This is a genomic window from Streptomyces sp. NPDC006602, from assembly GCF_042870385.1.
Classification (GTDB): Bacteria; Actinomycetota; Actinomycetes; order Streptomycetales; family Streptomycetaceae; genus Streptomyces.
In genome coordinates, this window is sequence record NZ_JBIAHG010000004.1 from 575,502 (window position 1) to 600,619 (window position 25,118).

The 25,118-nt window shown below is 70.0% G+C and carries 19 protein-coding genes and 3 pseudogenes; 15 read left to right on the forward strand and 7 right to left on the reverse strand.

Translation table 11 applies throughout. The annotated features are described in order from the left end of the window. Positions 1-105: 105 nt before the first annotated feature. The 3 genes from ACFYO2_RS14920 to ACFYO2_RS14930 all read right to left on the reverse strand — a co-directional run bounded on the left by ACFYO2_RS14920 (position 106) and on the right by ACFYO2_RS14930 (position 4,300). A complete protein-coding gene (locus tag ACFYO2_RS14920) occupies positions 106-942 on the reverse strand; it encodes an aldo/keto reductase (RefSeq protein WP_388348527.1) in 837 nt (278 codons plus the stop codon). Between the two features lie 131 nt (positions 943-1,073). Beyond that, positions 1,074-2,900: an AMP-dependent synthetase/ligase gene (locus ACFYO2_RS14925; protein WP_388348529.1), complete on the reverse strand. Its 1,827-nt coding sequence runs from the start codon at positions 2,898-2,900 to the stop codon at positions 1,074-1,076. Positions 2,901-3,436: 536 nt separating this feature from the next. Beyond that, positions 3,437-4,300, reverse strand: a complete 864-nt coding sequence (locus ACFYO2_RS14930; protein WP_388348531.1) for a LysR substrate-binding domain-containing protein — start codon at positions 4,298-4,300, stop codon at positions 3,437-3,439. 176 nt (positions 4,301-4,476) lie between these two features. Here ACFYO2_RS14930 and ACFYO2_RS14935 point away from each other — a divergent pair, with 176 nt between their 5' ends. Then, on the forward strand, positions 4,477-5,496 hold the full coding sequence (locus ACFYO2_RS14935; protein WP_388348633.1) for a bile acid:sodium symporter family protein: 1,020 nt from the start codon (positions 4,477-4,479) through the stop codon (positions 5,494-5,496). Here ACFYO2_RS14935 and ACFYO2_RS14940 read toward each other — a convergent pair. Next, positions 5,432-6,661 (reverse strand): DUF4185 domain-containing protein, encoded by a 1,230-nt coding sequence (locus ACFYO2_RS14940; protein WP_388348533.1) that lies wholly within the window; start codon positions 6,659-6,661, stop codon positions 5,432-5,434. The two genes, ACFYO2_RS14935 and ACFYO2_RS14940, sit on opposite strands and share 65 nt — an antisense overlap. A gap of 133 nt (positions 6,662-6,794) precedes the next feature. On the opposite strand from ACFYO2_RS14940, the pseudogene ACFYO2_RS14945 reads away from it, so the two are divergent. Then, positions 6,795-6,923, forward strand: a pseudogene (locus tag ACFYO2_RS14945) (isochorismatase); the annotation flags it as partial. Positions 6,924-6,992: 69 nt separating this feature from the next. Here the strand turns inward: ACFYO2_RS14945 and fdhD are convergent. From fdhD to ACFYO2_RS14960, 3 genes and pseudogenes are all read right to left on the reverse strand, one after another. Beyond that, entirely contained in the window at positions 6,993-7,841 is an 849-nt protein-coding gene (fdhD, locus tag ACFYO2_RS14950; protein WP_388348535.1) for a formate dehydrogenase accessory sulfurtransferase FdhD, read from the reverse strand. 7 nt (positions 7,842-7,848) lie between these two features. Further along, positions 7,849-8,022 (reverse strand): annotated as a pseudogene (locus ACFYO2_RS14955) (Fe-S-binding domain-containing protein); the annotation flags it as partial. After that, positions 7,992-8,141 (reverse strand): annotated as a pseudogene (locus tag ACFYO2_RS14960) (ketopantoate reductase family protein); the annotation flags it as partial. The pseudogenes ACFYO2_RS14960 and ACFYO2_RS14955, both read right to left, overlap by 31 nt. Before the next feature lie 230 nt (positions 8,142-8,371). On the opposite strand from ACFYO2_RS14960, the gene ACFYO2_RS14965 reads away from it, so the two are divergent. From ACFYO2_RS14965 to ACFYO2_RS15025, 13 genes are all read left to right on the forward strand, one after another. Continuing rightward, complete coding sequence (locus ACFYO2_RS14965; protein ID WP_388348537.1) at positions 8,372-9,706, forward strand: OFA family MFS transporter; 1,335 nt, start codon at positions 8,372-8,374, stop codon at positions 9,704-9,706. Beyond that, positions 9,675-9,809, forward strand: a complete 135-nt coding sequence (locus ACFYO2_RS14970; RefSeq protein ID WP_388348539.1) for a hypothetical protein — start codon at positions 9,675-9,677, stop codon at positions 9,807-9,809. Before ACFYO2_RS14965 ends, ACFYO2_RS14970 begins: the two co-directional genes overlap by 32 nt. A 149-nt stretch (positions 9,810-9,958) precedes the next feature. Then, the gene (locus ACFYO2_RS14975; protein ID WP_388348541.1) at positions 9,959-10,900 is read left to right on the forward strand and encodes a beta-ketoacyl-ACP synthase III; all 942 of its coding nucleotides are present in this window, start codon (positions 9,959-9,961) and stop codon (positions 10,898-10,900) included. Between the two features lie 153 nt (positions 10,901-11,053). Then, complete coding sequence (locus ACFYO2_RS14980; protein WP_388348543.1) at positions 11,054-11,731, forward strand: GntR family transcriptional regulator; 678 nt, start codon at positions 11,054-11,056, stop codon at positions 11,729-11,731. Positions 11,732-12,311: 580 nt separating this feature from the next. Further along, positions 12,312-13,493: an ROK family protein gene (locus ACFYO2_RS14985; RefSeq protein ID WP_388348545.1), complete on the forward strand. Its 1,182-nt coding sequence runs from the start codon at positions 12,312-12,314 to the stop codon at positions 13,491-13,493. Positions 13,494-13,664: 171 nt separating this feature from the next. Next, the gene (locus ACFYO2_RS14990) at positions 13,665-15,206 is read left to right on the forward strand and encodes a sugar ABC transporter ATP-binding protein (protein ID WP_388348547.1); all 1,542 of its coding nucleotides are present in this window, start codon (positions 13,665-13,667) and stop codon (positions 15,204-15,206) included. Positions 15,207-15,369: 163 nt separating this feature from the next. Continuing rightward, a complete protein-coding gene (locus ACFYO2_RS14995) occupies positions 15,370-16,311 on the forward strand; it encodes an ABC transporter permease (protein WP_388348634.1) in 942 nt (313 codons plus the stop codon). A 17-nt stretch (positions 16,312-16,328) separates the two neighbouring features. Next, positions 16,329-17,387, forward strand: coding sequence for a substrate-binding domain-containing protein (locus ACFYO2_RS15000; RefSeq protein ID WP_388348549.1), 1,059 nt, complete (start codon positions 16,329-16,331; stop codon positions 17,385-17,387). Positions 17,388-17,551: 164 nt separating this feature from the next. After that, positions 17,552-18,784: a Gfo/Idh/MocA family protein gene (locus ACFYO2_RS15005; RefSeq protein ID WP_388348551.1), complete on the forward strand. Its 1,233-nt coding sequence runs from the start codon at positions 17,552-17,554 to the stop codon at positions 18,782-18,784. 15 nt (positions 18,785-18,799) lie between these two features. Continuing rightward, positions 18,800-19,804: a sugar phosphate isomerase/epimerase family protein gene (locus ACFYO2_RS15010; protein WP_388348553.1), complete on the forward strand. Its 1,005-nt coding sequence runs from the start codon at positions 18,800-18,802 to the stop codon at positions 19,802-19,804. Positions 19,805-19,899: 95 nt separating this feature from the next. Next, positions 19,900-22,437 carry a PQQ-dependent sugar dehydrogenase gene (locus tag ACFYO2_RS15015; RefSeq protein ID WP_388348555.1) on the forward strand — a complete coding sequence of 846 codons (2,538 nt, stop codon included), beginning with the start codon at positions 19,900-19,902 and terminating at the stop codon, positions 22,435-22,437. Positions 22,438-22,452: 15 nt separating this feature from the next. Next, positions 22,453-23,820: a ThuA domain-containing protein gene (locus ACFYO2_RS15020; protein ID WP_388348557.1), complete on the forward strand. Its 1,368-nt coding sequence runs from the start codon at positions 22,453-22,455 to the stop codon at positions 23,818-23,820. A 118-nt stretch (positions 23,821-23,938) separates the two neighbouring features. Next, entirely contained in the window at positions 23,939-25,084 is a 1,146-nt protein-coding gene (locus ACFYO2_RS15025) for an inositol-3-phosphate synthase (RefSeq protein WP_388348559.1), read from the forward strand. Positions 25,085-25,118 lie beyond the last annotated feature (34 nt).

Genomic DNA, 25,118 nt, shown 5'->3' on the forward strand with positions numbered 1-25,118 from the left:
ATAAGGTGTCCCTACCATGTGGGTCCGCGCCGGTCCGCCGACGTGGCCGCGTCCGTCCCCCGCCCGGGTGGCGTACACGGCCCCGGGGCGCGAGGCCGGGAAAGGTCAGCCGATGTCGAACGTCGCGGGGTCCGGGCCCAGCCGACGGTCCTCGTTCAGCGCGCTGATCGCCGCGAGGTCCTCAGTGTCCAGGCTGAAGTCGAAGACCTCGATGTTCTCCTTGATCCGGGACGCGGTGACGGACTTCGGGATCACGACGTTGCCGACCTGGAGGTGCCAGCGCAGCACGACCTGGGCCGGGGTGCGGCCGTGTTTCTGGGCGATGGCGACGATCGCCGGAACCTCCAGGAGCCCCTTGCCCTGCCCGAGTGGCGACCATGCCTCGGTGGCGATGCCCTGCTCCGCGTGGTACTCGCGGGAGACGTGCTGCTGCAGGTGCGGGTGCAGCTCGATCTGGTTGACCGCCGGGATGACGGACGTCTCGGCGATCAGCCGCTCCAGGTGCTCGGGAAGGAAGTTGGACACACCGATGGCGCGGACGCGGCCGTCGGCCAGGAGCTTCTCGAACGCCCGGTAGGTGTCGACGTACTTGTCCGCGGACGGCAGCGGCCAGTGGATCAGGTACAGGTCGAGGTACTCCAGGCCGAGCGTGGCCAGCGACGTGTCGAAGGCGCGCAGCGTGGAGTCGTATCCCTGGTCGCTGTTCCAGAGCTTGGTGGTGACGAAGACGTCCTCGCGGGGGATGCCGGAGGCCGCGATCGCCTTGCCGGTGCCCTCTTCATTGCCGTAGATCGCCGCTGTGTCGATGCTGCGGTACCCGGCCTCCAGCGCGGTGGTGACCGCCTGCTCGGCCTCGTCGTCCGGCACCTGCCAGACTCCGAATCCCAGCTGGGGCATCTCGACGCCGTTGTTGAGGATGATCGGGGGGACCTTGCTGCTCACGAGCTCTTGATCCTTACGGTTGTCGTCGGGTGGTACCACCCATCGTCAACGATCACGAGCCGTGATGCATTCCTGACCGGGGAATCAGTAGGAATCAGGCGGAACCGGACGGAGTGTGCCGATATGGAGCCTCATGCCCGGTACAGCGCCTCGACCTCGCCCGCGTAGGCGTTCTCGATCGCCTTGCGCTTCAGCTTCAGCGACGGGGTCAGCAGGCCGTGTTCCTCGGTGAACGGCTGGGCGAGTATGCGGAACGTGCGGATCGACTCGGCTTGCGAGACCAGTGTGTTGGCGGCGACCACGGCCCGTCGTACCTCCGCCTCCAGGTCCGCGTCGCGCACCAGCTCGGCGGGGGACATCCGCGGTTTGGCGCGCATCGCCAGCCAGTGCTCGACGGCCTCCTGGTCGAGGGTGACCAGGGCGGCGATGTAGGGGCGGTCGTTGCCCACGACGATGCACTGGGCGACCAGCGGATGGTCGCGCACCCGCTCCTCCAGCAGGCCGGGGGAGACGCTCTTGCCGCCGGAGGTGACCAGGATCTCCTTCTTGCGGCCGGTGATGGTGAGGTAGCCGTCCTCGTCGAGGGAGCCGAGGTCGCCGGTGGCGAGCCAACCGTCGTGCAGGGCCTCGTCGGTGGCCTTGGGGTTGTTGAGGTAGCCCTGGAAGACGTTCTCGCCGCGCAGCCAGATCTCGCCGTCGTCCGCGATGTGCACGGTCATGCCGGGGATGGGCCGGCCGACGGTGCCGTAGCGGGTGCGCTCCGGCGGGTTGGCGGTCGCGGCGGCGGTCGTCTCGGTGAGGCCGTAGCCCTCGTAGATGTGAACGCCCGCGCCCGCCCAGAACAGTCCGAGCCTGCGGTCCATCGCCGAGCCGCCCGACATCGCTTGCCGGATCCGGCCGCCCATCGCGGCGCGCACCTTGGAGTAGACGAGCTTGTCGAAGAGCTGATGCTGCATGCGCAGCCCCGCCGAGGGGCCGGGCCCGATGCCCCAGGCCTTCGCCTCGACCGCGTCCGCGTATTTCACCGCGACCTCGACGGCCTTCTCGAAGGCCCCGGACCTGCCCTCCTTCTCGGCCTTGCGGCGGGACGCGTTGAACACCTTCTCGAAGATGTAGGGCACGGCGAGGAAGAACGTCGGCTTGAAGGCGGCCAGGTCGGGCAGCAGGGCGGCCGCGTTCAGCTGCGGCTGGTGGCCGAACTTGACCTTGCCGCGGATCGCGGCGACCTGGACCATCCGTCCGAAGACGTGCGCGAGCGGCAGGAACAGCAGGGTCGCCGCCTCGTCGCCCCTCTTGGAGTGGAACACCGGCTCCCAGCGTTCGATGACCGTGTCCGCTTCGTACATGAAGTTGCCGTGCGAGATGACGCAGCCCTTCGGGCGGCCGGTGGTGCCCGACGTGTAGATGATCGTCGCGACCGAGTCGGGGGTGACCGCCTGCCGGTGCCGGTGCACCACCTCGTCGTCGAGGTGGGCACCGGCTTCGTACAACTCCTGCAGGGCGCCGGCGTCCAGCTGCCACAACTTGCGCAGTTGCGGCAGCCTGTCGATGACGGTGGCGATCGTCATCGCGTGGTCCTCGTGCTCGACGACGGCCGCCGTGCACTCGGCGTCGTACAGCATCCAGAAGCACTGCTCGGCGGAGGACGTGGGGTAGACCGGCACGACCTGGGCACCGATCGTCCACAGGGCGAAGTCGAAGAGAGTCCACTCGTAGCGGGTGGGGGACATGATCGCGACGCGGTCGCCGAAGCGGATGCCCTGGGCGAGCAGGCCCTTGGCGAGGGCGAGGACCTCGTCGCGGAACTCGGCGGCGGTCACGTCCCGCCACTGTCCCGTCTCGTCCTTGCGGCCGAGCGCGATGTGCAGCGGGTCCTCCTGCGCATGCCGGAAGACAACGTCGGCCAGACCGCCCACCGGCGGTGCCAACGCCAACGGAGGGTTGGTGAACTCGCGCAATCCCCGCTCCCCGCCTCTGGTGACGCTCCGCACAGCGCCGTGAAAGCTACCCCACCCGGGGAGCGGGCGGGAGGGGCGCGGAAATCGAGCAGTGCTCACGTATGCACTGGTCAGTGACGGAAAATGCGCCCACATGGGGAAGGGTCGGACAGAAAACTGACGGTTGAGTAAGTTTCGGTGCCGTAATCTCCACCGAATCTGTACGACCTGATGACGGCCATCGCGATGACCGGATCACGTCCATCGCGATGACCCGAGCAGGTCCGCCGAGTCCGGCGCGGCGTCGTCAGCCGCGCTGTGGAGTCCTCTCCTCTTCAGCGTCGCGGCGGCCAGATCCGTCACACGGGCCCGCGCCGGCCGCGGGGTCCTGACCAGCGCGAGCACCAGCACTCCGGACCGGCGCGAGCACCGGCACTCCGGCGGCCACGGCCATCACGCCGACGACGCCCCGAACTCATGCCTCGCCGTTCCTGCGACGCGTGAAGGGCTCACCCACCAGCGGCCTTCGCGCTGACGCCGGTATTCGGCGGCGCATGTCAACGCCGGTGCAGCCGGTCCCCGCCCGCCAGGATCGCCGCGGCGAGCGCGTCGGCGGCGCCCTGGGCTGCCGTACGGCGGTGGCCGTGGACCAGGACGAAGTCGACGCGGCCGAGTTCCGGCAGGCCCGACCGGTCGGCGACGCGCACCAGGCCCGGCGGGATCAGGCCCCGCGAGTGGGCCATCACGCCGAGGCCCGCGCGGGCCGCCGCGACCAGCCCGTTGAGGCTGGCGCTGGTGCACGCGATGCGCCAGGCCCGCCCCTGCCGCTCCAGCGCCTCCAGGGCGAGCGCCCGGGTGATGCCCGGCGGCGGGTACACGATCAACGGCACCGGCCGGTCCGCGTCCAGGCGCAGCCGCTCCGCGCCGATCCACACCAGCTCGTCGTGCCACACCAGCTGTCCGCGCGGATCCTCGGGACGCCGCTTCGCCAGCACCAAGTCCAGCTTCCCGGCCGCCAACTGCTCGTGCAGCGTGCCCGACAGCTCGACCGTCAGCTCCAGGTCGACCTCGGGATGGTCGTGCCGGAAGCCCTCCAGGATCTCCGGCAGCCGGGTCAGCACGAAGTCCTCCGACGCTCCGAATCGCAGCCGGCCGCGCACCCGCGTCCCCGTGAAGAACGCCGTCGCCTGCTCGTGCACCTCCAGGATCCGGCGCGCGAAGCCGAGCATCGCCTCGCCGCCCTCCGTCAGCTCCACCGAGTGGGTGTCGCGGGTGAACAACTGCCGCCCGGCGGCGTCCTCCAGCCGCCGCACGTGCTGGCTGACGGTGGACTGGCGCAGCCCCAGCCGCCGGGCGGCCTGCGTGAAGCTGAGCGTCTGGGCCACCGCGAGGAACGTACGCAGCTGCGAGGGGTCGTACACGAGGCCCAGGCTATCGCGGCACGTGATGACAGTGAGTGCGGTATGGCGGGTTCCCGATCGCCGGGTGAGGGAGCAGGATGGAGCGGGGACCCGTGACCCGGCGGCCCGAAGCCCGTCCCCGCCGTACCGCCGACAGCAAGTGGAGCACCGTGAAACGCCTGCGATGGCCGAGTTGGATGCCGATCGACCCGTACATCCTGCTGCTGCTCGGGACGGTGGGCCTCGCGGCGCTCCTCCCGGCCCGCGGGACGTCGGGCGACGTGGCCTCCGGCGCCTCCACGGGCGCGATCGCCTTCCTCTTCTTCCTCTACGGCGCCCGCCTGTCCACCCGTGAGGCGCTGGACGGCCTCAAACACTGGCGGCTCCACGCCACCGTCCTGGCCTGCACGTTCCTCGTGTTCCCGCTGCTGGGCCTGGCCGCCCGCGGACTCGTCCCCGTCTTCCTGACCCACCCGCTCTACCAGGGCCTGCTCTTCCTCACGCTCGTCCCCTCGACCATCCAGTCGTCGATCGCCTTCACCTCGATGGCCCGTGGAAACGTTCCCGCCGCGATCTGCGCCGGCTCCTTCTCCTCCCTGGTGGGCATCGTCATCACCCCGCTGCTGGCGGCCGCCCTGCTCGGCAGCGGCGGCGGGTTCTCCGCCGACTCGCTGCTTGAGATCGTGCTCCAGCTGCTGGTGCCGTTCCTCGCCGGGCAACTGTTGCGCCGCTGGATCGGCGGCTTCGTCGCCCGGCACAAGAAGGTCCTCGGCCTCGTCGACCGGGGCTCGATCCTCCTCGTCGTCTACACGGCGTTCAGCGAGGGCATGGTCCAGGGCATCTGGCACCAGGTGAGCCCCCTCAGGCTGGCCGGCCTGCTCGGCGTGGAGGCCGTGATCCTCGCCGTGATGCTGGCCGTGACCTGGTACGGAAGCAAGGCGCTGCGCTTCGACCGGGAGGACCGGATCGCGATCCAGTTCGCCGGCTCGAAAAAATCCCTCGCCTCCGGGCTGCCCATGGCGAGCGTCCTGTTCGGCGCGCACGCCGCGCTGGCCGTGTTGCCGCTGATGCTCTTCCACCAGATGCAGCTGATGGTGTGCGCGGTGATCGCCAAACGCCGCTCCCACGACCCCGACGCCTCCCGCGAGGAGGTCACCGCGCCGGCGCCAGCCGCAGGCTCACGAACCGCGGTCGGTACAGGGACACGTCGCGGTTGAGCTGCGCCGCCGCGCCCGTCGCCTCCAGCCAGTTGACGTCGTAGCTCAGCACCAGCCGTCCGTCACCACTGAGTTCGGGGTGCACCTGGGGGTTGTAGGCGGCGACCTGCCCCTGCGGCAGCGACGCGGTGAAGCCCTTCGACGGGCCGTACCAGGGCCCGGTGGGGGAGCAGGCCCAGTACGAGGTCACCGTGGTCAGCCCACGCGTCCCCGCCGCCATGGTGAACAGCACGTACGTCCCACCCTCCCGCACCACCGAGAACGCGCTGCCCACCCCGGCGCGCCGTCCGTCCCCGAGCACGGCCCCCGGACGGGTACGCGCCGCCCAGGCGGAGCCGTCCCAGTACTCCCAGGCGGCAGGGTCCCCGAGCCCGCCCTCGGGAACCCGCGCCACGTACGCCTGCGAGGCGGGCCGGGACGCGGCCTGCCCGTCGTCACCGCCGAACACGTAGGTCCAGCCGCCCTTCTCGACGAGCGTCGTGCCGAACAGCACCCGGCGGGACGGATCCTGCACGAGCTGCTGGTCGAGCACCTTGACGACCGACTCGACCCTCAGGTCGGGCAGGGACAGCGTGGCCACCTCGGTGGCGGTGGGCACCCCGTAGATCCAGGGCGCCGGGCCGGTTGTACGCACCCACAGCAGCACCCGCAGCACCTGCTCGGCGGAGCCGGGGGAGCGGGGCTCGACGCGGGCCGCGACCGGCCAACGCCACTGGTTGGGGCCGGGGTCGGGGAAGAGCGGCGCGGGCAGCGTGGCCTGCAGTCGCCCCTCGTCCATCAGCACGGCCGAGTTGCGCACCAGGGGCGCCGTCCCGTCCCGCCAGGCGTACGACTCGCCGACCGGGTTGGGCGGGCCGTGCACCTGGCCCAGATAGGTGTCCGAGAACAGCCACAGCAGCCGTCCGTCCGGCAGTCGTACGGAGTGCGTGCCGTCGCCGCCGGTCCAGTCGTCGGTGCGGGTCGCGTCGTCGCCGTAGCGGGCGAACTCGGTGGTGAGACGGTCGTCCGTCGACCACGCCCGGACGGTATGCGGTATACAGTCTCCTGGATTCTGTCGGTCGTCGTCGTCCGGCAGCGCACTGAGCAGCACCGCCGCGAGAACCAGGGCCATCAGCAGGCCGACCCCGGCTCCTCTCCTTTGTCGTGCTCGTCCGTCCTCGGGCACGCTCCGGGACGTTAGCGGCTGCGGCTCACGTGGTCCATGGGCAGCCAGGCGCGATCAATGTGAAGACGGCCGCCGGACTGGCGGTATCGGCCTGCGGAGTGCCGGTAGGGCTTCAGCCCGAGGAGCAAGTCAAGACCTTGTCTTCGTCGAGGACGCCATGGCCGCGTTCACCGCCGCCGAACACGAGGCATCGGTGCGGCTCGACTTCCCGCGGCTGGGATCGGTCGTGACCGCCGCGGGAGTGCGCTTCACGACGGGTTGAGGCGGGGCCCTGCGGCGCAGGGGGCGCTCCCCGCGGGTCGGGCCCCGCCGTCGTGTAGCGGGGGGCCGGTCAGCCCTGGGCGGCCGCGGCCCGCAGGGCGATACGGCCCTCGCCCGCGTACACGTTCATGGAGGTGCCCCGCAGGAAGCCCACCAGCGTCAGGCCGGCCTCCGTCGCCAGGTCCACCGCCAGCGACGAGGGCGCCGAGACCGCCGCGAGGACCGGGATGCCCGCCATCACGGCCTTCTGTGCCAGCTCGAAGGAGGCCCGGCCGGACACGAGGAGGATCGTGCGGGACAGCGGCAGGTCACCGTTCTGCAGGGCACGGCCGACCAGCTTGTCGACCGCGTTGTGCCGGCCCACGTCCTCCCGTATGTCGAGCAGTTCGCCGTCCTCGGAGAACAGGGCCGCCGCGTGCAGGCCCCCGGTCCGGTCGAAGACCCGCTGGGCCGCGCGCAGCCGGTCGGGGAGGCTCGCGAGCAGCTGGGGGTCGACATGGACCGGGGGAGTGTCGGAGATGGGCCACCGGGCGGTCGTACGCACGGCGTCGAGACTGGCCTTGCCGCACAGGCCGCAGGACGAGGTCGTGTACACGTTCCGCTCGAGCGTGATGTCGGGCATCGTCACGCCCGGCGCGGTCCTCACGTCCACCACGTTGTAGGTGTTCGAGCCGTCTACTGTCGCCCCAGCACAGTAGACAATATTCAGTAGGTCGGATGCGGCAGCCAGTACACCCTCGCTCACCAGGAAACCGGCGGCGAGCGCGAAGTCGTCGCCGGGTGTCCGCATGGTGATCGCGAGCGGTTTGCCGTTCAGCCGGATCTCCAGCGGTTCCTCGGCGACGAGCGTGTCCGGGCGGCTGGAGACCACCCCGTCCCGGATGCGGATCACCTTACGTCGTTCCGTGACTCGTCCCATGTCCTGATCAGCCCCGGTTCTGTACGTGCTGGTAGCCGAAACGGCCCTTGATGCAGAGGTTGCCGTGGGTCACCGGGTTGTCGTACGGCGAGGTGACCTTCACGATCTCATTGTCCTGCACGTGCAGAGTGAGGTTGCAGCCCACTCCGCAGTACGCGCACACCGTGGTCGTCTCCCACCGCGCGGGCTGAGGACCCGCACACCGTGCTGCCTCATGGCCGCGAGATGCGGTCCACGGGCGACGAGGTGCACGTCGGCGCCCGCACGGTGGAGGGCGGCGCCGAGTACTGCGACTTTCACGCGAGGGAACTCCGTTCGGTCGAGGGCAACCGAGGAAACTGCCGAACTCTGTCGACGAAATATTGCCTACAGTATGGTGGCTGCCAGCCAGGGTTCGCGCAGAAGCAGAATGGGAAGCCGCCGGGGAAACCGGACGGTAGGACCGTTCGGCGCGCACGGCATACCGTTCATCGCATACGGTCGACGTGTCGCCTTTTCAACTACCTTGATTCTCCCTACCGTTGGGGATCATGAGTCCCCCAGTCGCACCGCCGGGTTGGAGCCGCTGGCTGGTTCCGCCGGCCGCCCTCTCGGTCCACCTCTCCATCGGCCAGGCCTACGCCTGGAGCGTGTTCAAGCCGCCCCTGGAATCCGCCCTCGACCTCAGCGGCACACAGAGCGCGCTGCCCTTCCAGCTCGGCATCGTCATGCTCGGTCTGTCGGCCGCGTTCGGCGGCACGCTCGTGGAGCGCAACGGGCCGCGCTGGGCGATGACCGTCGCCCTGATCTGCTTCTCGTCCGGCTTTCTGCTTTCCGCGCTCGGCGCGGCCACCGAGCAGTACTGGCTGATCGTCTTCGGCTACGGCTTCGTCGGCGGGATCGGCCTGGGCATCGGCTACATCTCGCCCGTCTCCACCCTGATCAAATGGTTCCCGGACAGGCCGGGCATGGCCACCGGCATCGCCATCATGGGCTTCGGCGGCGGCGCCCTGATCGCCTCGCCCTGGTCGGCGCAGATGCTGGAGTCGTTCGGCAGCGACAGCTCCGGGATCGCGCTCGCGTTTCTCGTACACGGGCTTTCGTATGCAGTCTTCATGACTCTGGGCGTGCTGCTCGTGCGAGTGCCGCGCGGTGAGAAACCCACCCCTGACGGGCCGAGCGCCCTGACCGGACCGCAGGTCTCCGCCCGCGGCGCCGTGCGTACACCCCAGTTCTGGTGTCTGTGGGTCGTGCTCTGCATGAACGTCACCGCCGGCATCGGCATCCTGGAGAAGGCCGCCCCGATGATCACGGACTTCTTCGCGGACACCTCCACCCCGGTGTCCGTGTCGGCCGCCGCCGGCTTCGTCGCCCTGCTGTCCGCGGCCAACATGGCGGGCCGCATCGGCTGGTCGTCGACCTCCGACCTGATCGGCCGCAAGAACATCTACCGCGTCTACCTCGGCGTGGGCGCGGTCATGTACGCGCTGATCGCCCTGTTCGGCGACTCGTCGAAACCGCTGTTCATCCTGAGCGCGCTGGTGATCCTGTCCTTCTACGGCGGCGGGTTCGCGACCATCCCCGCCTACCTCAAGGACCTCTTCGGCACCTACCAGGTCGGCGCGATCCACGGGCGGCTGCTCACCGCCTGGTCCACGGCCGGCGTCCTCGGGCCGCTGATCGTGAACTGGATCGCCGACCGGCAGGAGGAGGCGGGCAAGCACGGGGCGTCGTTGTACGGTCTGTCGTTCGTCATCATGATCGGGCTGCTCGTGGTCGGGTTCGTCGCCAACGAACTCGTCCGGCCCGTCCACGCCCGTCACCACATCCCCGCCCCGAGGGAGGAGGCCGTCGATGTCCAGCACCAGCAGCCAGAGTCCGCCTAGCCGACGGGGGCTGATCGCCTTCGCCTGGGTGTGGGTGGGGGCGCCGCTCGCCTACGGACTGTATGAACTCGTACAAAAGGCGACGCAGCTGTTCACCGGGTAGCCCGTTCGGAAACTGTTCGGGCGTCCGAGGGCCTGATGGAAGCCGACAAGCCGGGCCCCCGTTTCCTGTGGCTTCACCTGCCGTCGTACCCGCGAGTCACTGATCAGACTGGTGAATCCCGCTACCTGAGCAATGAGGGGGATTCGCCCATGAACGGCTCGCGCATCGCTGCCGTCGGCCATTACCAGCCCGCCAGGGTACTCACCAACGAGGACCTGGCGGGCATGGTCGACACCAGCGACGAGTGGATCAGGTCCCGGGTGGGCATCCGTACCCGTCGTATCGCCGGGCCGGACGAACCGGTCGACGAGCTGGCCGCGCATGCCGCAGCCAAGGCGCTCGCGGCGGCCGGCCTGTCCCCCGCCGACATCGACCTGGTGCTGGTGGCCACGTCGACCGCCGTCGACCGTTCGCCGAACATGGCTGCCCGGGTCGCCGCCCGGCTCGGCATCCCCTCACCCGCCGCGATGGACATCAACGTCGTGTGCGCCGGATTCACCCACGCCCTGGCCACCGCCGACCACACCGTGCGGGCGGGCGCCGCGACCCGCGCCCTGGTCATCGGCGCCGACAAGATGTCCGAGGTCACCGACTGGACCGACCGCACCACCTGCGTGCTCGTCGGCGACGGCGCGGGCGCCGCGGTGGTCGAGGCGGCTCAGACGGAACCCGGTATCGGGCCGGTGCTGTGGGGATCGGTGCCCGAGATGGGGCACGCGGTACGGATCGAGGGACAGCCCGCGCGGTTCGCCCAGGAAGGCCAGAGTGTCTACCGCTGGGCGACCACACAGCTGCCGCCCATCGCCCGCCGGGCCTGCGAACGCGCCGGCTTCGTCCCCGCCGACCTCGCCGCGGTCGTCCTGCACCAGGCGAACCTGCGCATCATCGAACCCCTCGCGAAGAAGCTGGGCGCCGTCAACGCCGTGATCGCACGCGATGTCACCGAATCGGGTAACACGTCCGCCGCGAGCATTCCGCTCGCGTTCTCCAAGCTGGTGGAGCAGGGCGCGATCTCCACGGGGGATCCCGTGCTGCTCTTCGGCTTCGGCGGGAACCTGTCGTACGCCGGACAGGTGGTCCGCTGTCCCTGACGAGCCCTTACAACGGGGTGTGACGAGGCCAACTCGCCATTCCTCTGGCGACTGTGCGCCGTAGACTGTAGACGAAAGACAATCGATACTGGGTCTACGGGTGACACCGGCTGTCACGGCTGCTGTGCACGGCCCGCGAGGAGGGGGAGCGTGATGTTGTCGACAGGACTGCCGCAGGGAGCAGTGCCCAAGCTGGAACGGCCCGGCCCGCTGCGGGACCGCGTCTACGAGGCGCTCCTCGAACTCATCACCACCCGCGCCCTGCAGCCCGGCCAGCATCTCGTGGAGAGCGAACTGGCCGGGCATCTCGGAGTCTCCCGGCAGCCGGTGCGCGAGGCGTTGCAGCGACTGAGCACCGAAGGCTGGGTGGATCTGCGCCCCGCTCAGGGCGCGTTCGTGCACGAGCCCACCGAGGAGGAGGCCGACCAACTCCTCATCGTCCGCACCCTTTTGGAGGCCGAGGCCGCCCGGCTCGCCGCCGCGAACGCGGACAAGGCCGGCATCGAGGATCTGAACGAGATCCTCAAGCAGGGCCGGTTGGCGGTCGCCTCGGACGACGTGGACGCCGCCGTCGCCCTGAACGCCGGCTTCCACGGAAAGATCATCGAGCTGGCGGGCAACGCGGTCCTCGCCGAACTCGCGGCGCAGGTCGACCGCCGGGTGCGCTGGTACTACACGCCGGTCGCCCGGCAGCGCGGAAGTCAGTCCTGGATCGAGCACCAGGAGCTGATCCACGCGATCGAAGACCGGGACGAGCAGCTTGCCACCCGGTTGATGCGCGAGCACACGGAGCACACGCGCCGCTCTTACCACGCTCGCCAACGTTCCTGATTTCTACAGGACTTGATGTTCAGAAGGCGTCCGTGTGCGCCCTCGCCCAGTCGGCGAACGTGCGCGGCGCCCGGCCGGTGACCTCCTGGACCGTCGGCAGGACCACCGACTCGTCCAGGGTGCCGTCCACGAAGAAGCTGAAGAACGCGTCGACGTACGACGTCGGCCATGCCGACCGCCTCCAGCTCGACGCGTGCCTCCCCGTGCGAGAGCCCGACGGCGCGCAGGTTTCGGCCCAGCACCTCGCCGAGGATCCTCCCCGATTCCCGCACCGGTTTCCCGGCCTCGGCCGGCGCACGCACGAGCTCGGCACCCACGTTCCCCGTCGCACCCGTCACCAGAATCACACGGTCCCCCTCCCCTCCCCGCCCGGGCCGTGCCCGGCCCGGGGCGTCGTGCCCATCCTGCGGTGCCGGGGTTCGGGGGACACCAGGGCGCGGACCGGCTTTGTCCTGTGAGGGGAAAAAGTCTGCGGCAATTCGTGCACGACTTCTTCCCACCTTCGGCAGCCGCTGCTACCTTCCCCTCGAAAGCCAGCCAACCGGTGGCCGATTGAGGCGGGGAGGGGCCCGTGAGACGCATGACGGCACGACCCGCGAACGCGCATCAGGCCCGCCTGCTCAAGCTGCTGCGGGACGGCGGCCCCAACTCCCGGGCGCAACTGGGGGATCAGGTCGACCTGTCGCGGTCCAAGCTGGCCGTGGAGGTCGACCGGCTGCTGGAGACCGGCCTGGTCGTGGCCGACGGACTCGCCGCCTCGCGCGGCGGCCGCCGCTCCCACAACATCAGGCTGGCCCCCGGCCTCAGGTTCCTCGGCGTCGACATCGGCGCGACCTCGGTCGACGTCGCCGTCACCAACGCCGAACTGGAGATCCTCGGCCACCTCAACCAGCCCATGGACGTACGCGAGGGGCCGGTCGCGGTCTTCGAGCAAGTGCTCGCCATGGCCGCGAAGTTGAGGGACTCGGGACTCGCGGAGGGATACGACGGCGCCGGCATCGGCGTCCCGGGCCCCGTCCGCTTCCCCGAGGGCGTGCCGGTGGCCCCGCCGATCATGCCGGGCTGGGACGGCTTCCCCGTGCGGGAGGCGCTCAGCCAGGACCTCGGCTGCCCCGTCATGGTCGACAACGACGTGAACCTGATGGCGATGGGGGAGATGCACGCGGGCGTCGCACGCTCCGTGGGTGACTTCCTCTGCGTCAAGATCGGCACCGGCATCGGCTGCGGCATCGTCGCGGCCGGTGACGTCCACCGCGGGGTGACGGGCAGCGCGGGCGACATCGGGCACATCCAGGCCGTGCCCGACGGACGACCGTGCGCCTGCGGCAACCGGGGCTGCCTGGAAGCCCACTTCAGCGGGGCGGCCCTCGCCCGGGACGCCACGGACGCGGCCCAGCATGGGCTGTCGGTGGAGCTCGCGACCCGTCTGGAGGCGAACGGCGGCCTCACCGCTGTCGACGTCGCTGCCGCGGCCGCCGCGGGCGACGCCACCTCCCTCGACCTGATCCGCGAGGGCGGCGACCGCGTAGGCCAGGTCATCGCCGGCCTGGTCAGCTTCTTCAACCCCGGCCTGGTGGTGATCGGCGGCGGGGTCACCGGCCTCGGCCACACCCTGCTCGCCGCGATCCGCACCCAGGTCTACCGCCAGTCACTGCCCCTCGCGACCGGCAACCTGCCGATCGTCCTGGGCGAGTTGGGCCCCACCGCCGGAGTCATCGGCGCGGCCCGCCTCATCAGCGATCACCTGTTCTCACCCGCATAAGCACCGACTACATACACTCACCAGCCGACTTCACACACCTGCCGGCAGACTCCATACGTTCACCAGCGGAACTCGTACGGCACGTCGCCGACCGCATACGGCCAACCGGCACCCCGCCCTACCCCGCCCTGCCCTGAATCCGGCCCGCACGCCTGCCAGGGGGACCCGCACATGGCACCCGAACCAACGCTGCTCAGCATGTCCGGCATCACCAAGTCGTTCCCCGGAGTCCGGGCCCTCGACGGCGTCGACCTCGACGCCCAGGCCGGAGAGGTGCACTGCCTGTTAGGCCAGAACGGAGCAGGCAAGTCCACCCTCATCAAGGTCCTGGCCGGCGCCCACCAGCCCGACACCGGCTCCATCCGCTGGCGCGGCGAGGACGTCACACTCCGCTCGCCGATCGCCGCGATGCGCCTCGGCATCGCCACCATCTACCAGGAACTCGACCTGGTGGAGCACCTGTCGGTGGCCGAGAACGTCCACCTGGGCCATGAACCCACGGCAGCCGGTTTCGTCGTTCGGGGCAAGGCGGCACGAGCGTCGACGGCCGCCCTGCTCACGCGACTCGGGCATCCGGAGATCGATCCCGCCCGCCTGGTGGGGGAGTTGTCGGCCGCCCAGCAGCAGATCGTGTCCATGGCGCGGGCGCTCTCGCACGACGTACGGCTCATCGTGATGGACGAACCGTCCGCCGCACTCGACCCGGACGAGGTCGACAACCTCTTCCGGATCGTCGGCGACCTCACCGCCGGCGGTGTCGCGGTCGTCTACATCTCCCACCGGCTGGAGGAGATCCGCCGCATCGGCGACCGGGTGACCGTGCTCAAGGACGGGAGGGCCGTCGCCGTCGGACTGCCCGCGAAGACGACGCCCACCCGCGAGGTCGTGGCGCTGATGACGGGACGCAACGTCGAGTACGTGTTTCCCGAGCGGCCGGTGTCGGCGTCCGGCGGCACACCGGTCCTGGAGGTCCGAGGGCTGGCCCGCGACGGCGAGTTCGAACCCCTCGACCTGAGCATCCGTCCCGGCGAGATCGTCGGCCTCGCCGGACTCGTCGGCTCGGGCCGCTCCGAGATCCTGGAGACCATCTACGGAGCCCGCAAACCCACCGCCGGCCAGGTCAGCGTCGACGGACGCCCGCTGCGACCCGGCAGCGTCCGCGCCGCCGTCCGCGCCGGCCTCGGACTCGCCCCCGAGGAGCGCAAGGCGCAGGCCCTGCTGATGCTGGAGTCGGTCACCCGCAATGTCTCCGTCTCCTCCATGTCCCGCTTTGCGCGGGCGGGTTGGATCGACCGGGGCGCCGAACTCGACGCCGCGCGGGCCGCGACCCGCGAGCTGTCACTGCGGCCCGACAACCCGAACGTTCCGATCCGCACCCTGTCCGGCGGCAACCAGCAGAAGGCCGTTCTGGCCCGCTGGCTGCTGCGCGGCTGCCGGGTGCTGCTGCTCGACGAACCGACCCGAGGGGTCGACGTCGGAGCCCGCGCCGAACTGTATGCAGTCGTCCGTCGACTGGCTGATGAAGGCCTCGCCGTGCTGCTGGTCTCCAGCGAGATTCCCGAAGTTCTGGGGCTGGCCGACCGGGTGATGATTCTCCGCGAGGGCCGGGTGATCCACTCCGGACCTTCGCGGGAACTGGACGAGTTTCGCGTACTCGACCTCGTCGTGACTCCGCCGGTTCCCGAAGGAGGTGGCTTCTCGGTCGGCCGTTGACCGGCCTCATGACGGTCAAGCCCTGACCGTTGCCTGAAGGCAGTAGCCAATCTAGCGGCGTTCATGACGGGAGTTGCCCGTGGTCAGCAAACTGCACTCGTCGGCATCAAGAGTCGAACAAAAGGCCGATCGTGAGGCGGCCCGAGGCGGCCCATTGCACACTGTGGCCGCCCGCGCCGACCTCCGCACCCTCTCCCTCCTCGGCGTGCTCGCCGCGCTGATCTTCATCGGCGGCATCACCAAGCCGGACGAGTTCCTCGACACCCGCAACCTCCAACTCGTCCTCACCCAGGCCTCGGTGATCGGTGTCGTCACCGTGGGGATGACCTTCGTCATCACCTCCGGCGGCATCGACCTGTCCGTCGGCGCGATCGTCGCGCTCGCCTCGGTGTGGGCGACCACGGTCGCCACGCAGGAGTACGGCTTCGCGGGCATCCTCTTCACCGCGGTGCTCGTCGGCCTCGGGTGCGGCCTGGTCAACGGGCTGCTCATCGCGTACGGCGGGATGGTCCCCTTCATCGCCACCCTCGCCATGTTGGCCTCCGCGCGCGGCCTCGCCCTCCAGATCACCGACGGCCGCACGCAGATCGTCACCGTCGACGGCATCCTCGACCTCGGCGAACGCGACTCCTACGTGCTCGGCGTCCCGCCCCTGGTGATGGTGTTCGCGGTCGTGACGATCACCGGCTGGCTGGTGCTGAACCGGACCACCTTCGGACGCCGCACCGTCGCCGTCGGCGGCAACGCGGAGGCCGCCCGGCTCGCCGGCATCGACGTACGCCGCCAGCGGCTGTACCTCTACCTGCTGTCCGGACTGTGCTGCGGCATCGCCGCCTTCCTGCTGATCATCCTGTCCGGCTCCGGCCAGAACACCAACGGCAACCTCTACGAACTCGACGCCATCGCGGCCGCCATCATCGGCGGCACCCTGCTCAGCGGGGGTCGCGGCACCATCACCGGCTCCGTGCTCGGCGTCCTGATCTTCACCACGATCACCAACATCTTCGCCCTGAACAACCTGCAGAGCGACGTCCAGCAGATCGCCAAGGGCGCGATCATCGTCGCCGCCGTGCTGGTCCAGCGCCGTACCGCGAGCACGACCTGAGGAAAGGGTTCACCGCCATGCCAGAGCCGACGTTCACCAGTCGTTTCACGAGTCGCAGAGGACTGCTCTTCGGGACCGCCGCCGTCTCGGTCGGCGCCCTCCTCGCAGGTTGCACCAGCAACGACTCCGGTGACGACGAACCGGCCGCCAACGATCAGCCGGCCGCCGAGGACAAGCCCGGCAAGCAGGTCACCATCGGCTTCGCCGGCCCGCAGGCCGACCACGGCTGGCTCAACGCGATCAACGACAACGCCAAGAGCCGCGCCAAGAAGTACTCGGACGTCACCCTGGAGATCACCGAAGGCTCCAACGACACGGCCGCGCAGATCGGCCAGATAGAAACACTGATCAACAAGAAGGTCGACGTCCTGGTCGTCCTGCCCGCCGACGGCAAGGCCCTCACCCAGGTCGGCCTGAAGGCGATGCGCGCCGGGATCCCGGTCGTCAACCTCGACCGGATCTTCAACACGCCGCAGGCGTACCGGTGTTGGATCGGCGGCGACAACTACGGCATGGGCCTCAACGCCGGCAACTACATCGGCGAGAAGCTCAAGGGGAAGTCGAACGCGCGCGTCATCGAACTCGCGGGGCTCGACAACCTGGAACTCACCAAGCAGCGCACCCAGGGCTTCGACGACGCGCTGAAGAACTACCCGAACATCAAGAAGGTGGCCCGCCAGGCCGCCGAGTTCACGGTCGAGTCCGGACAGGCCAAGATGGCCCAACTCCTGCAGGCACAACCCAACTTCGACGCGCTGTGGAACCACGACGACGACCAGGGTGTGGGCGCGCTGCGCGCCATCGACCAGGCCGGACGCGACGACTTCCTGATGGTCGGGGGTGCGGGAGCACTGTCCGCCTTCCAGGCGATCAAGCAGGACAACGGCGTCCTCAAGGCGACCGTCCTCTACCCGCCCACCATGGCCGCGTCCGCGATCGACCTCGCCCGCGCCCTCGGCCAGGCCAAGGGCGTGAGCGGGCTCGCCGAGTACGAGATCCCGGCGTCGATCACGCTCTACTCGGCCGTCGTGGACAAGACCAACATCGACCAGTACATGTCCACCGGATTCAGGTGAGGCTTTCCGCCCCGGGGCCTGTCCTTCGGGCCGGGCCGGCCGACAGGAACGGTGCCCCGCCACCGGCACCGAGCCGGTCCGAAGGGCAGGCCCGAGGAGCCCGGTACGTCGACGGACCGGGCTGCACCCCCCACCGCGCCACGACGACGAGGAGGACATCGCGCATGGCACAGCCGCAGCAGTCAGAAGGGGCGGAGGCGAACCCGGACGGGGCCGCGCCCGGGAAGCCGCCTCTCCGCGTCGGCATGGTCGGCTACGCCTTCATGGGCGCCGCCCACTCCCAGGGCTGGCGCACCGCGGGTCGCGTCTTCGACCTGCCCAGACGTCTGGTCCTGTCGGCGATCTGCGGGCGGGACGCGACCGCCGTCCACCAGGCCGCCGAGCAGCACGGCTGGGCCGCGGCCGAGACCGACTGGCGGGCCCTGATCGCGCGGGACGACGTCGACCTCGTCGACATCTGCACCCCCGGCGACAGCCACGCCGAGATCGCCCTCGCCGCACTGGCCGTCGGCAAACACGTGCTGTGCGAGAAGCCCCTGGCGAACACGGTCGAGGAAGCCTCGATGATGGCCGAGGCCGCCGAAGAGGCCTACTCACGAGGTCAGTTGGCCATGGTCGGCTTCAACTACCGCCGCGTGCCCGCCACCGCGCTGGCCCGGAAGATGGTCGGCGAGGGCAGGCTCGGAAGGCTGCGGCACGTCCGGGTGACGTACCTTCAGGACTGGCTGGTGGACCCCGAGTTCCCGCTCACCTGGCGGCTGCGCAGGGAACAGGCCGGCTCGGGCTCGCTCGGCGACCTGGGCGCACACATCGTCGACCTCGCCCAGTACCTGGCGGGGGAACCGCTGACGGGCGTCTCGGCGCTCATCGAGACGTTCGTACGGCAACGCCCGCTGCCCCGCGGCGGACCCACCAGCGGCCTGAGCGCCGTGAAGTCCACCGGCACCGGCCAGGTCACCGTCGACGACGCCGTCCTGTTCACCGGCCGCTTCACCTCCGGCGCCCTCGCCTCCTTCGAGGCCACCCGGTACGCGACCGGCCGCAAGAACGCCCTGCGCATCGAACTCAACGGCGAACACGGCTCGTTGGCCTTCGACCTGGAGCGCCTCAACGAGCTCTCCTACCACGACGGTACGGAGCCCGGAGCGTACGCAGGCTTCCGCCGCATCCTCGTCACGGAACCCGAACACCCCTACCTGGAGGCCTGGTGGCCGCCGGGCCACGGCCTCGGCTACGAGCACAGCTTCGTCCACCAGGCCCGCGACCTCGTCCACGCGATCGCCGAGGGCAGGCAACCCGAACCCTCCTTCGCCGACGGGCTGCAGGTGCAGCGCGTGCTCGCGGCGGTGGAGGAGAGCGCCGAGAAGAACTCCGTCTACACACCCATAGCCGTCTGAGGAGGGTTCAGAGAGATGCCACGCCAGTTCACGCTCTTCACCGGCCAGTGGGCCGACCTCCCGCTCGAAGAGGTCTGCCGCCTCGCCCGCGACTTCGGCTACGACGGACTCGAACTCGCCTGCTGGGGCGACCACTTCGAGGTCGACAAGGCACTCGCGGATCCCTCGTATCTGAACTCGCGGCACCAACTCCTCGACAAGTACGGCCTCAAGTGCTGGGCCATCTCCAACCACCTGGTCGGCCAAGCCGTCTGCGACGCCATCATCGACGAACGCCACCAGGCCATCCTGCCGGGCGCGGTGTGGGCCGACGGCGACCCGGAAGGGGTGCGGCGGCGCGCGGCGGACCGTATGAAGGACACCGCGCGCGCCGCGGCAGCCTTCGGCGTCGACACCGTCATCGGCTTCACCGGCTCCTCCATCTGGCATCTGGTCGCCATGTTCCCGCCCGCGCCGGAATCCATGATCGAGCGCGGCTACGAGGACTTCGCCCAGCGCTGGAACCCGATCCTCGACGTCTTCGACGAGCAGGGCGTGCGGTTCGCGCACGAGGTCCACCCCAGCGAGATCGCCTACGACTACTGGACAACCCGGCGCGCCCTGGAGGTCATTGGGGGCCGACCGGCCTTCGGACTGAACTTCGACCCGTCCCACTTCGTGTGGCAGGACCTCGACCCGGTCGGCTTCCTCTGGGACTTCCGCGACCGCATCTACCACGTCGACTGCAAAGAGGCCCGAAAGCGCCTCGACGGCCGCAACGGCCGCCTCGGGTCCCACCTGCCCTGGGGCGACCCCCGCCGCGGCTGGGACTTCGTGTCCGCAGGCCACGGCGACGTCCCCTGGGAGGACGTCTTCCGGATGCTGCGCTCCATCGACTACCAGGGCCCCATCTCGGTCGAGTGGGAGGACGCCGGCATGGACCGGCTCCAGGGCGCGCCCGAGGCCCTCACCCGCCTCAAGGCATACGACTTCGAGCCGCCGTCGGCTTCCTTCGACGCGGCGTTCGGCGGCAACGACTGAATCAACATCGTTGCCCGTTCTGTGAGTTCCGGGATGACGGCGCATCCCGGCGTACCGCACCCGCCCGTACAACCCGCCCCATTCTGGAGGCATTCGTGCACGGGAAAACCCGCACCACCAGCACCGACAGAAACGAGTCCCACAGACGACGCCCGACGTTCCGTAAGGCGATCGCCCTGATCAGCGGCGCGCTACTGGCGGGCGCGTCCCTCACCCTCGCCGCTCCCCAGGCCGGCGCAGCCGTCGCCGACGAGGGGGCCTCCGCGGCTGGGAGCTCCGCGGCCGGGGCCTCGGTGGCCGCGGCCGAGGACTTCCAGCAGGTCACCCTCGCAAAGGGCGAGCCGGAGGTCGGCGAGCCCATGTCGCTCGCCGTCCTCCCGGACCGCTCGGTTCTGCACACCTCGCGCGACGGCGAACTCCGCCTCACCGACGCGGCCGGAACCACCCGGCTCGCGGGCAAGCTGCACGTCTACTCCCACGACGAGGAAGGCCTCCAAGGCGTCGGAGTGGACCCACAGTTCGCCACCAACCGATTCATCTACCTCTATTACGCACCCCCGTTGGACACCCCGGAGGGCGACGCCCCCGAGACCGGAACCGCGGCCGACTTCGCCCCCTTCGACGGCGTCAACCGCCTCTCCCGGTTCGTCCTGAACACCGACGGCACCCTCGACAACGCCAGCGAGACGAAGATCCTCGACGTCCCGGCCTCCCGCGGCATCTGCTGCCACGTCGGCGGCGACATCGACTTCGACGCGGCGGGCAACCTGTACCTGTCGACGGGCGACGACTCCAACCCCTTCCAGTCGGACGGCTTCACCCCCATCGACGAACGGGCCGACCGCAACCCCGCCTTCGACGCCCAGCGTTCGGCCGGCAACACCAACGACCTGCGCGGCAAGATCCTGCGCATCAAGGTGAACGCCGACGGCTCCTACACGATCCCCGACGGCAACCTCTTCGCCCCCGGCACGGACAAGACGCGGTCCGAGATCTACGCGATGGGCTTCCGCAACCCGTTCCGCTTCAGCGTCGACAAGGCCACCGGCATCCTCTACGTCGGCGACTACGGCCCCGACGCGGGCGCCGCCGACCCGTCCCGCGGACCCGCCGGCCAGGTCGAGTTCGCGCGAGTGACCGCCCCCGGCAACTTCGGATGGCCGTACTGCACGGGCGCCAACGCCGCCTACGTGGACTACGACTTCGCCACCGGCACCTCGGGCGCCTCCTTCGACTGCGGCGCACCGAAGAACACCTCGCCGCACAACACCGGCCTCACCGACCTGCCCCCGGCCCAGCCCGCCTGGATCCCCTACGACGGCGCCTCCGTACCGGAGTTCGGCACCGGCTCCGAGTCCCCGATGGGCGGCCCCGTCTACCACTACGACGCCTCGCTCGACTCGCCCGTGAAGTTCCCCGAGGCCTACGACGGGGACTTCTTCGCCGGGGAGTTCGGCCGCCGCTGGATCAAGCGCATCACCAGCGACGCGAGCGGCACCGTCCAGTCGATCAACGACATCCCGTGGACCGGCACCCAGGTGATGGACATGGCCTTCGGGCCCGACGGCGCCCTGTACGTCCTCGACTACGGCGTCTCCTGGTTCGGCGGCGACGAGAACTCGGCCCTGTACCGCATCGAGAACGCGACCGACGGACACTCGCCGGTGGCGCAGGCCGCAGCCGACCGCACCTCGGGACAGGCGCCCCTGCGGGTGCAGTTCTCCTCCGAGGGCACCAGCGACCAGGACGGCGACGCCCTCACCTACGGCTGGGACTTCGGCGACGGCGGCACATCCACGGCCGCGAACCCGCTGCACAGGTACAAGAAGAACGGCACATACACCGCGACCCTGACCGCGAAGGACGTCTCAGGCCGCACGGGCAGCGCGAGCGTACAGATCGTGGTGGGCAACACCGCGCCCAAGGTGACCCTTGAACTCCCGCGCGACGGCCAGCTGTTCAGCTTCGGCGACGCCATCCCGTTCAAGGTGAGGGTCACCGACCCCGAGGACGGCAAGAGCATCGACTGCGCGAAGGTCAAGGTCACCTTCATCCTCGGCCACGACAGCCACGGCCACCCCGTGACCTCCGCGAACGGCTGCACCGGCACCATCCAGACCAGCGCCGACGGCGGCCACGACGAGGACGCCAACATCTTCGGCGTGATGGACGCCGAATACACCGACAACGGAGGCGGCGGCCAGGACCCGCTCACCACCCACGACCAGAGCGTCCTGCAGCCCAGACACCGCCAGGCCGAGCACTTCGGCAACGGCTCCGGCGTCTCGGTCATCGCCAAGGACACCGCCCACGGCGGCAACGCGGTCGGAGACATCGACAACGGCGACTGGATCTCCTTCACGCCGTACGTCCTCAGCAACGCCAAGTCGATCACCGCACGCATCTCCTCCGGCGGCGCGGGCGGCACGCTCGAGGTCCGTGCGGGGTCCTCGACCGGCACCCTGCTCGGCAAAGCGACCGTACCGGTGACCGGCGGCTGGGAGACCTTCCAGGACGTCAGCGCCGACCTGTCCCGGGCACCGAGGGGCACGACCACGCTCTACCTCGTCTTCAAGGGCAGCGGCTCCGGAGCCCTGTACGACGTGGACGACTTCACCTTCACGACCGGCTGAGAGGAGGCGGTGACGATGCGCTCAACAGGACGACTCGGTACAGCAGTTGTCGGCGCGGCCCTGCTCATCGGCTGCGTCTCGGAGCCGGCCGCCTCGCACCCCGCGGACACCGGACGAGTGCTGGTCTTCTCCAAGACGGCCGGCTTCCGGCACGACTCCATCCCCGACGGCGTCGCGGCCGTACAACAGCTCGGCAAGACGAGCGGCTTCACCGTCGACGCCACCGAGGACGCGGCGGCGTTCACCGCACGGAACCTGCGCCGCTACGACGCGGTCGTCTTCCTGTCGACGACCGGCGACGTCCTCGACCTGGCCCAACAGACCGCCTTCGAGGGCTACATCCGGCACGGCGGCGGCTACGTCGGCATCCACGCGGCCGCCGACACCGAGTACGACTGGGCGTTCTACGGCGGCCTCGTCGGCGCCTACTTCCAGTCGCACCCGGCGATCCAGCCGGCCAAGGTGGTCGTCGAGGACCGTGCCCACCCGGCGACGTCCGGGCTGTCCCGCACCTGGAACCGGACGGACGAGTGGTACAACTACCGCTCGAATCCCCGGGATCAAGTCCATGTGCTGGCCTCCCTCGACGAGTCCTCGTACACCGGCGGCACCATGAACGGCGATCACCCGATCGCCTGGTGCCAGAACTACCAGGGCGGTCGGGCCTTCTATACCGGCGGCGGCCACACGAAGGAGTCCTACGCGGATCCGGTGTTCCGTCGACACCTGCTCGGCGGGATCCGGTATGCCGTCGGCGACGCACAGGCCGACTGCCGACCGGAGAACGGCTACCGTCCGCTCTTCGACGGCACGGCGGGGTCGCTGGACGGCTGGAAGCAGGCCGGCCCGGGCTCCTTCACCCTGGACGACGACGGCACGCTCACGTCGTCGGGCGGCATGGGGATGCTCTGGTATGCCGCGTCGGGCTTCTCCTCGTACTCCCTGAAGGTCGACTGGAAGATGGCCGGCGCCTCGGGCGACGACAACTCCGGCGTGTTCGTGGGCTTCCCACCCTCGGACGACCCGTGGTCGGCCGTGAACAACGGCTATGAGATCCAGATCGACGCCACCGACGTGCCCGAGAAGACGACGGGTTCCGTCTACGGCTTCCAGTCCGCCGACCTGAAGAAGCGCGACCGCGCGTTGAATCCCCCGGGGGAGTGGAACACGTACGAGATCCGCGTGGAGGGCGAACGCCTCCGTGTCTGGCTCAACGGCGTGAAGATCAACGATTTCACCAACACCGATCCGGCCCGGAGCCTCGTCGACGGGCACCTCGGCATCCAGAACCACGGAGCCGACGACCGGATGTCCTTCCGCGACGTCCGGATCAAGGAACTGCCCACGGAGCCCTCGCTGTCCACGGCTTCGCAGGGCGACTGAGCGGCGGCGGGCGGGAGACGCCGGACTTCCGCCCGCCGTCCTTTCCCCTCTCGACAGGGTTCGCGTCGACAGGGTTTCGCGTACGACGCGCACGAAGCGTTCGACAAGGAGGCTGCCCATGTCCGCGTCCGTTTCCGCGCCGCACGTCGGCGTCTGGCTGATCGGGGCGCGCGGCTCCGTCGCCACCACCGTCGTCGCGGGCTGCGCCGCCCTCACCGCCGGCCTGCACCCGCCGACCGGGCTGGTCACCGAGACACCGGCGTTCGCCGACAGTGGCCTGCCACCCCTCTCGTCCCTGGTCTTCGGCGGACACGACACGGTCGACTGCCCCCTGCCGAAACGCGCGGAGGCACTGGCGGCCGGAGGCGTCCTGCCGCACGGCCTCCCGACGGCCGTCGGAGCCGAACTCGCCGCCGCCGACCGGGAGATCAGGCCGGGCGGCCCGGCCCCCGGCGACCGGCGGGGCGAAGCGCAACTCATCACCGCCTTCGCCGCGGACATACGGGACTTCGTACGGCGGCGCGGGCTCGCCCGGGCCGTGGTGGTGAACGTCGCCTCCACCGAACCGGCCACCAACGGCCCTGCGCTGCCGGCGAGTTCCCTGTACGCGGCGGCGGCCCTGCGCGCGGGCTGCCCCTACGTGAACTTCACGCCCTCTACCGGCCTGCACCACCCGGCGCTCGCAGGGCAGGCCGCCTCCTCCCACCTCCCGTACGCGGGCCGCGACGGCAAGACCGGCCAGACCCTGCTGCGATCCGCCCTGGGCCCGATGTTCACGCAACGCGCCCTGCCCGTCCGGGCCTGGTCCGGCACCAACCTGCTGGGCGGCGGCGACGGCGCCTCCCTGGCCGACCCGGCCGCCGCGGCGGCGAAGAACGCCGGCAAGGAACGAGTGCTGGCGGATGTGCTGGGCGAGATCCCCGAGGGCGAGGTCCACATCGACGACGTCCCCGCGCTCGGCGACTGGAAGACCGCCTGGGACCACATCGCCTTCCACGGCTTCCTCGGCACCCGCATGGTCCTCCAGACCATCTGGCAGGGCTGCGACTCGGCCCTGGCCGCACCCCTGGTCCTCGACCTGGCCCGACTGGTGTCGCGGGCCCACGAGAACGGACTGTCCGGCCCGCTGAGCGAACTGGGCTTCTACTTCAAGGACCCGATGGGGGAGGGGCCGTCGGCACTGGGGGAGCAGTTCGCGGCGCTGGTGGGATTCGCGGAACGGCTTCGCGAGGAGCCGGCCTGCGGTCCTGAGGAGCGGCCGTGAGGAGGAGCAAGACGTCGCATTCATGTGACGGGAC

Excerpts from the sequence above, each read along its gene's own strand:
- ACFYO2_RS14935 (WP_388348633.1), top strand. The coding sequence starts at position 4,477 with ATGCCGATCGACCCGTACATCCTGCTGCTGCTCGGGACGGTGGGCCTC.
- fdhD (WP_388348535.1), bottom strand. The coding sequence starts at position 7,841 with ATGGGACGAGTCACGGAACGACGTAAGGTGATCCGCATCCGGGACGGG.
- ACFYO2_RS14965 (WP_388348537.1), top strand. The coding sequence starts at position 8,372 with ATGAGTCCCCCAGTCGCACCGCCGGGTTGGAGCCGCTGGCTGGTTCCG.
- ACFYO2_RS14970 (WP_388348539.1), top strand. The coding sequence starts at position 9,675 with ATGTCCAGCACCAGCAGCCAGAGTCCGCCTAGCCGACGGGGGCTGATC.
- ACFYO2_RS14975 (WP_388348541.1), top strand. The coding sequence starts at position 9,959 with ATGAACGGCTCGCGCATCGCTGCCGTCGGCCATTACCAGCCCGCCAGG.
- ACFYO2_RS14980 (WP_388348543.1), top strand. The coding sequence starts at position 11,054 with ATGTTGTCGACAGGACTGCCGCAGGGAGCAGTGCCCAAGCTGGAACGG.
- ACFYO2_RS14985 (WP_388348545.1), top strand. The coding sequence starts at position 12,312 with ATGACGGCACGACCCGCGAACGCGCATCAGGCCCGCCTGCTCAAGCTG.
- ACFYO2_RS14990 (WP_388348547.1), top strand. The coding sequence starts at position 13,665 with ATGGCACCCGAACCAACGCTGCTCAGCATGTCCGGCATCACCAAGTCG.
- ACFYO2_RS15000 (WP_388348549.1), top strand. The coding sequence starts at position 16,329 with ATGCCAGAGCCGACGTTCACCAGTCGTTTCACGAGTCGCAGAGGACTG.
- ACFYO2_RS15005 (WP_388348551.1), top strand. The coding sequence starts at position 17,552 with ATGGCACAGCCGCAGCAGTCAGAAGGGGCGGAGGCGAACCCGGACGGG.
- ACFYO2_RS15010 (WP_388348553.1), top strand. The coding sequence starts at position 18,800 with ATGCCACGCCAGTTCACGCTCTTCACCGGCCAGTGGGCCGACCTCCCG.
- ACFYO2_RS15020 (WP_388348557.1), top strand. The coding sequence starts at position 22,453 with ATGCGCTCAACAGGACGACTCGGTACAGCAGTTGTCGGCGCGGCCCTG.
- ACFYO2_RS15025 (WP_388348559.1), top strand. The coding sequence starts at position 23,939 with ATGTCCGCGTCCGTTTCCGCGCCGCACGTCGGCGTCTGGCTGATCGGG.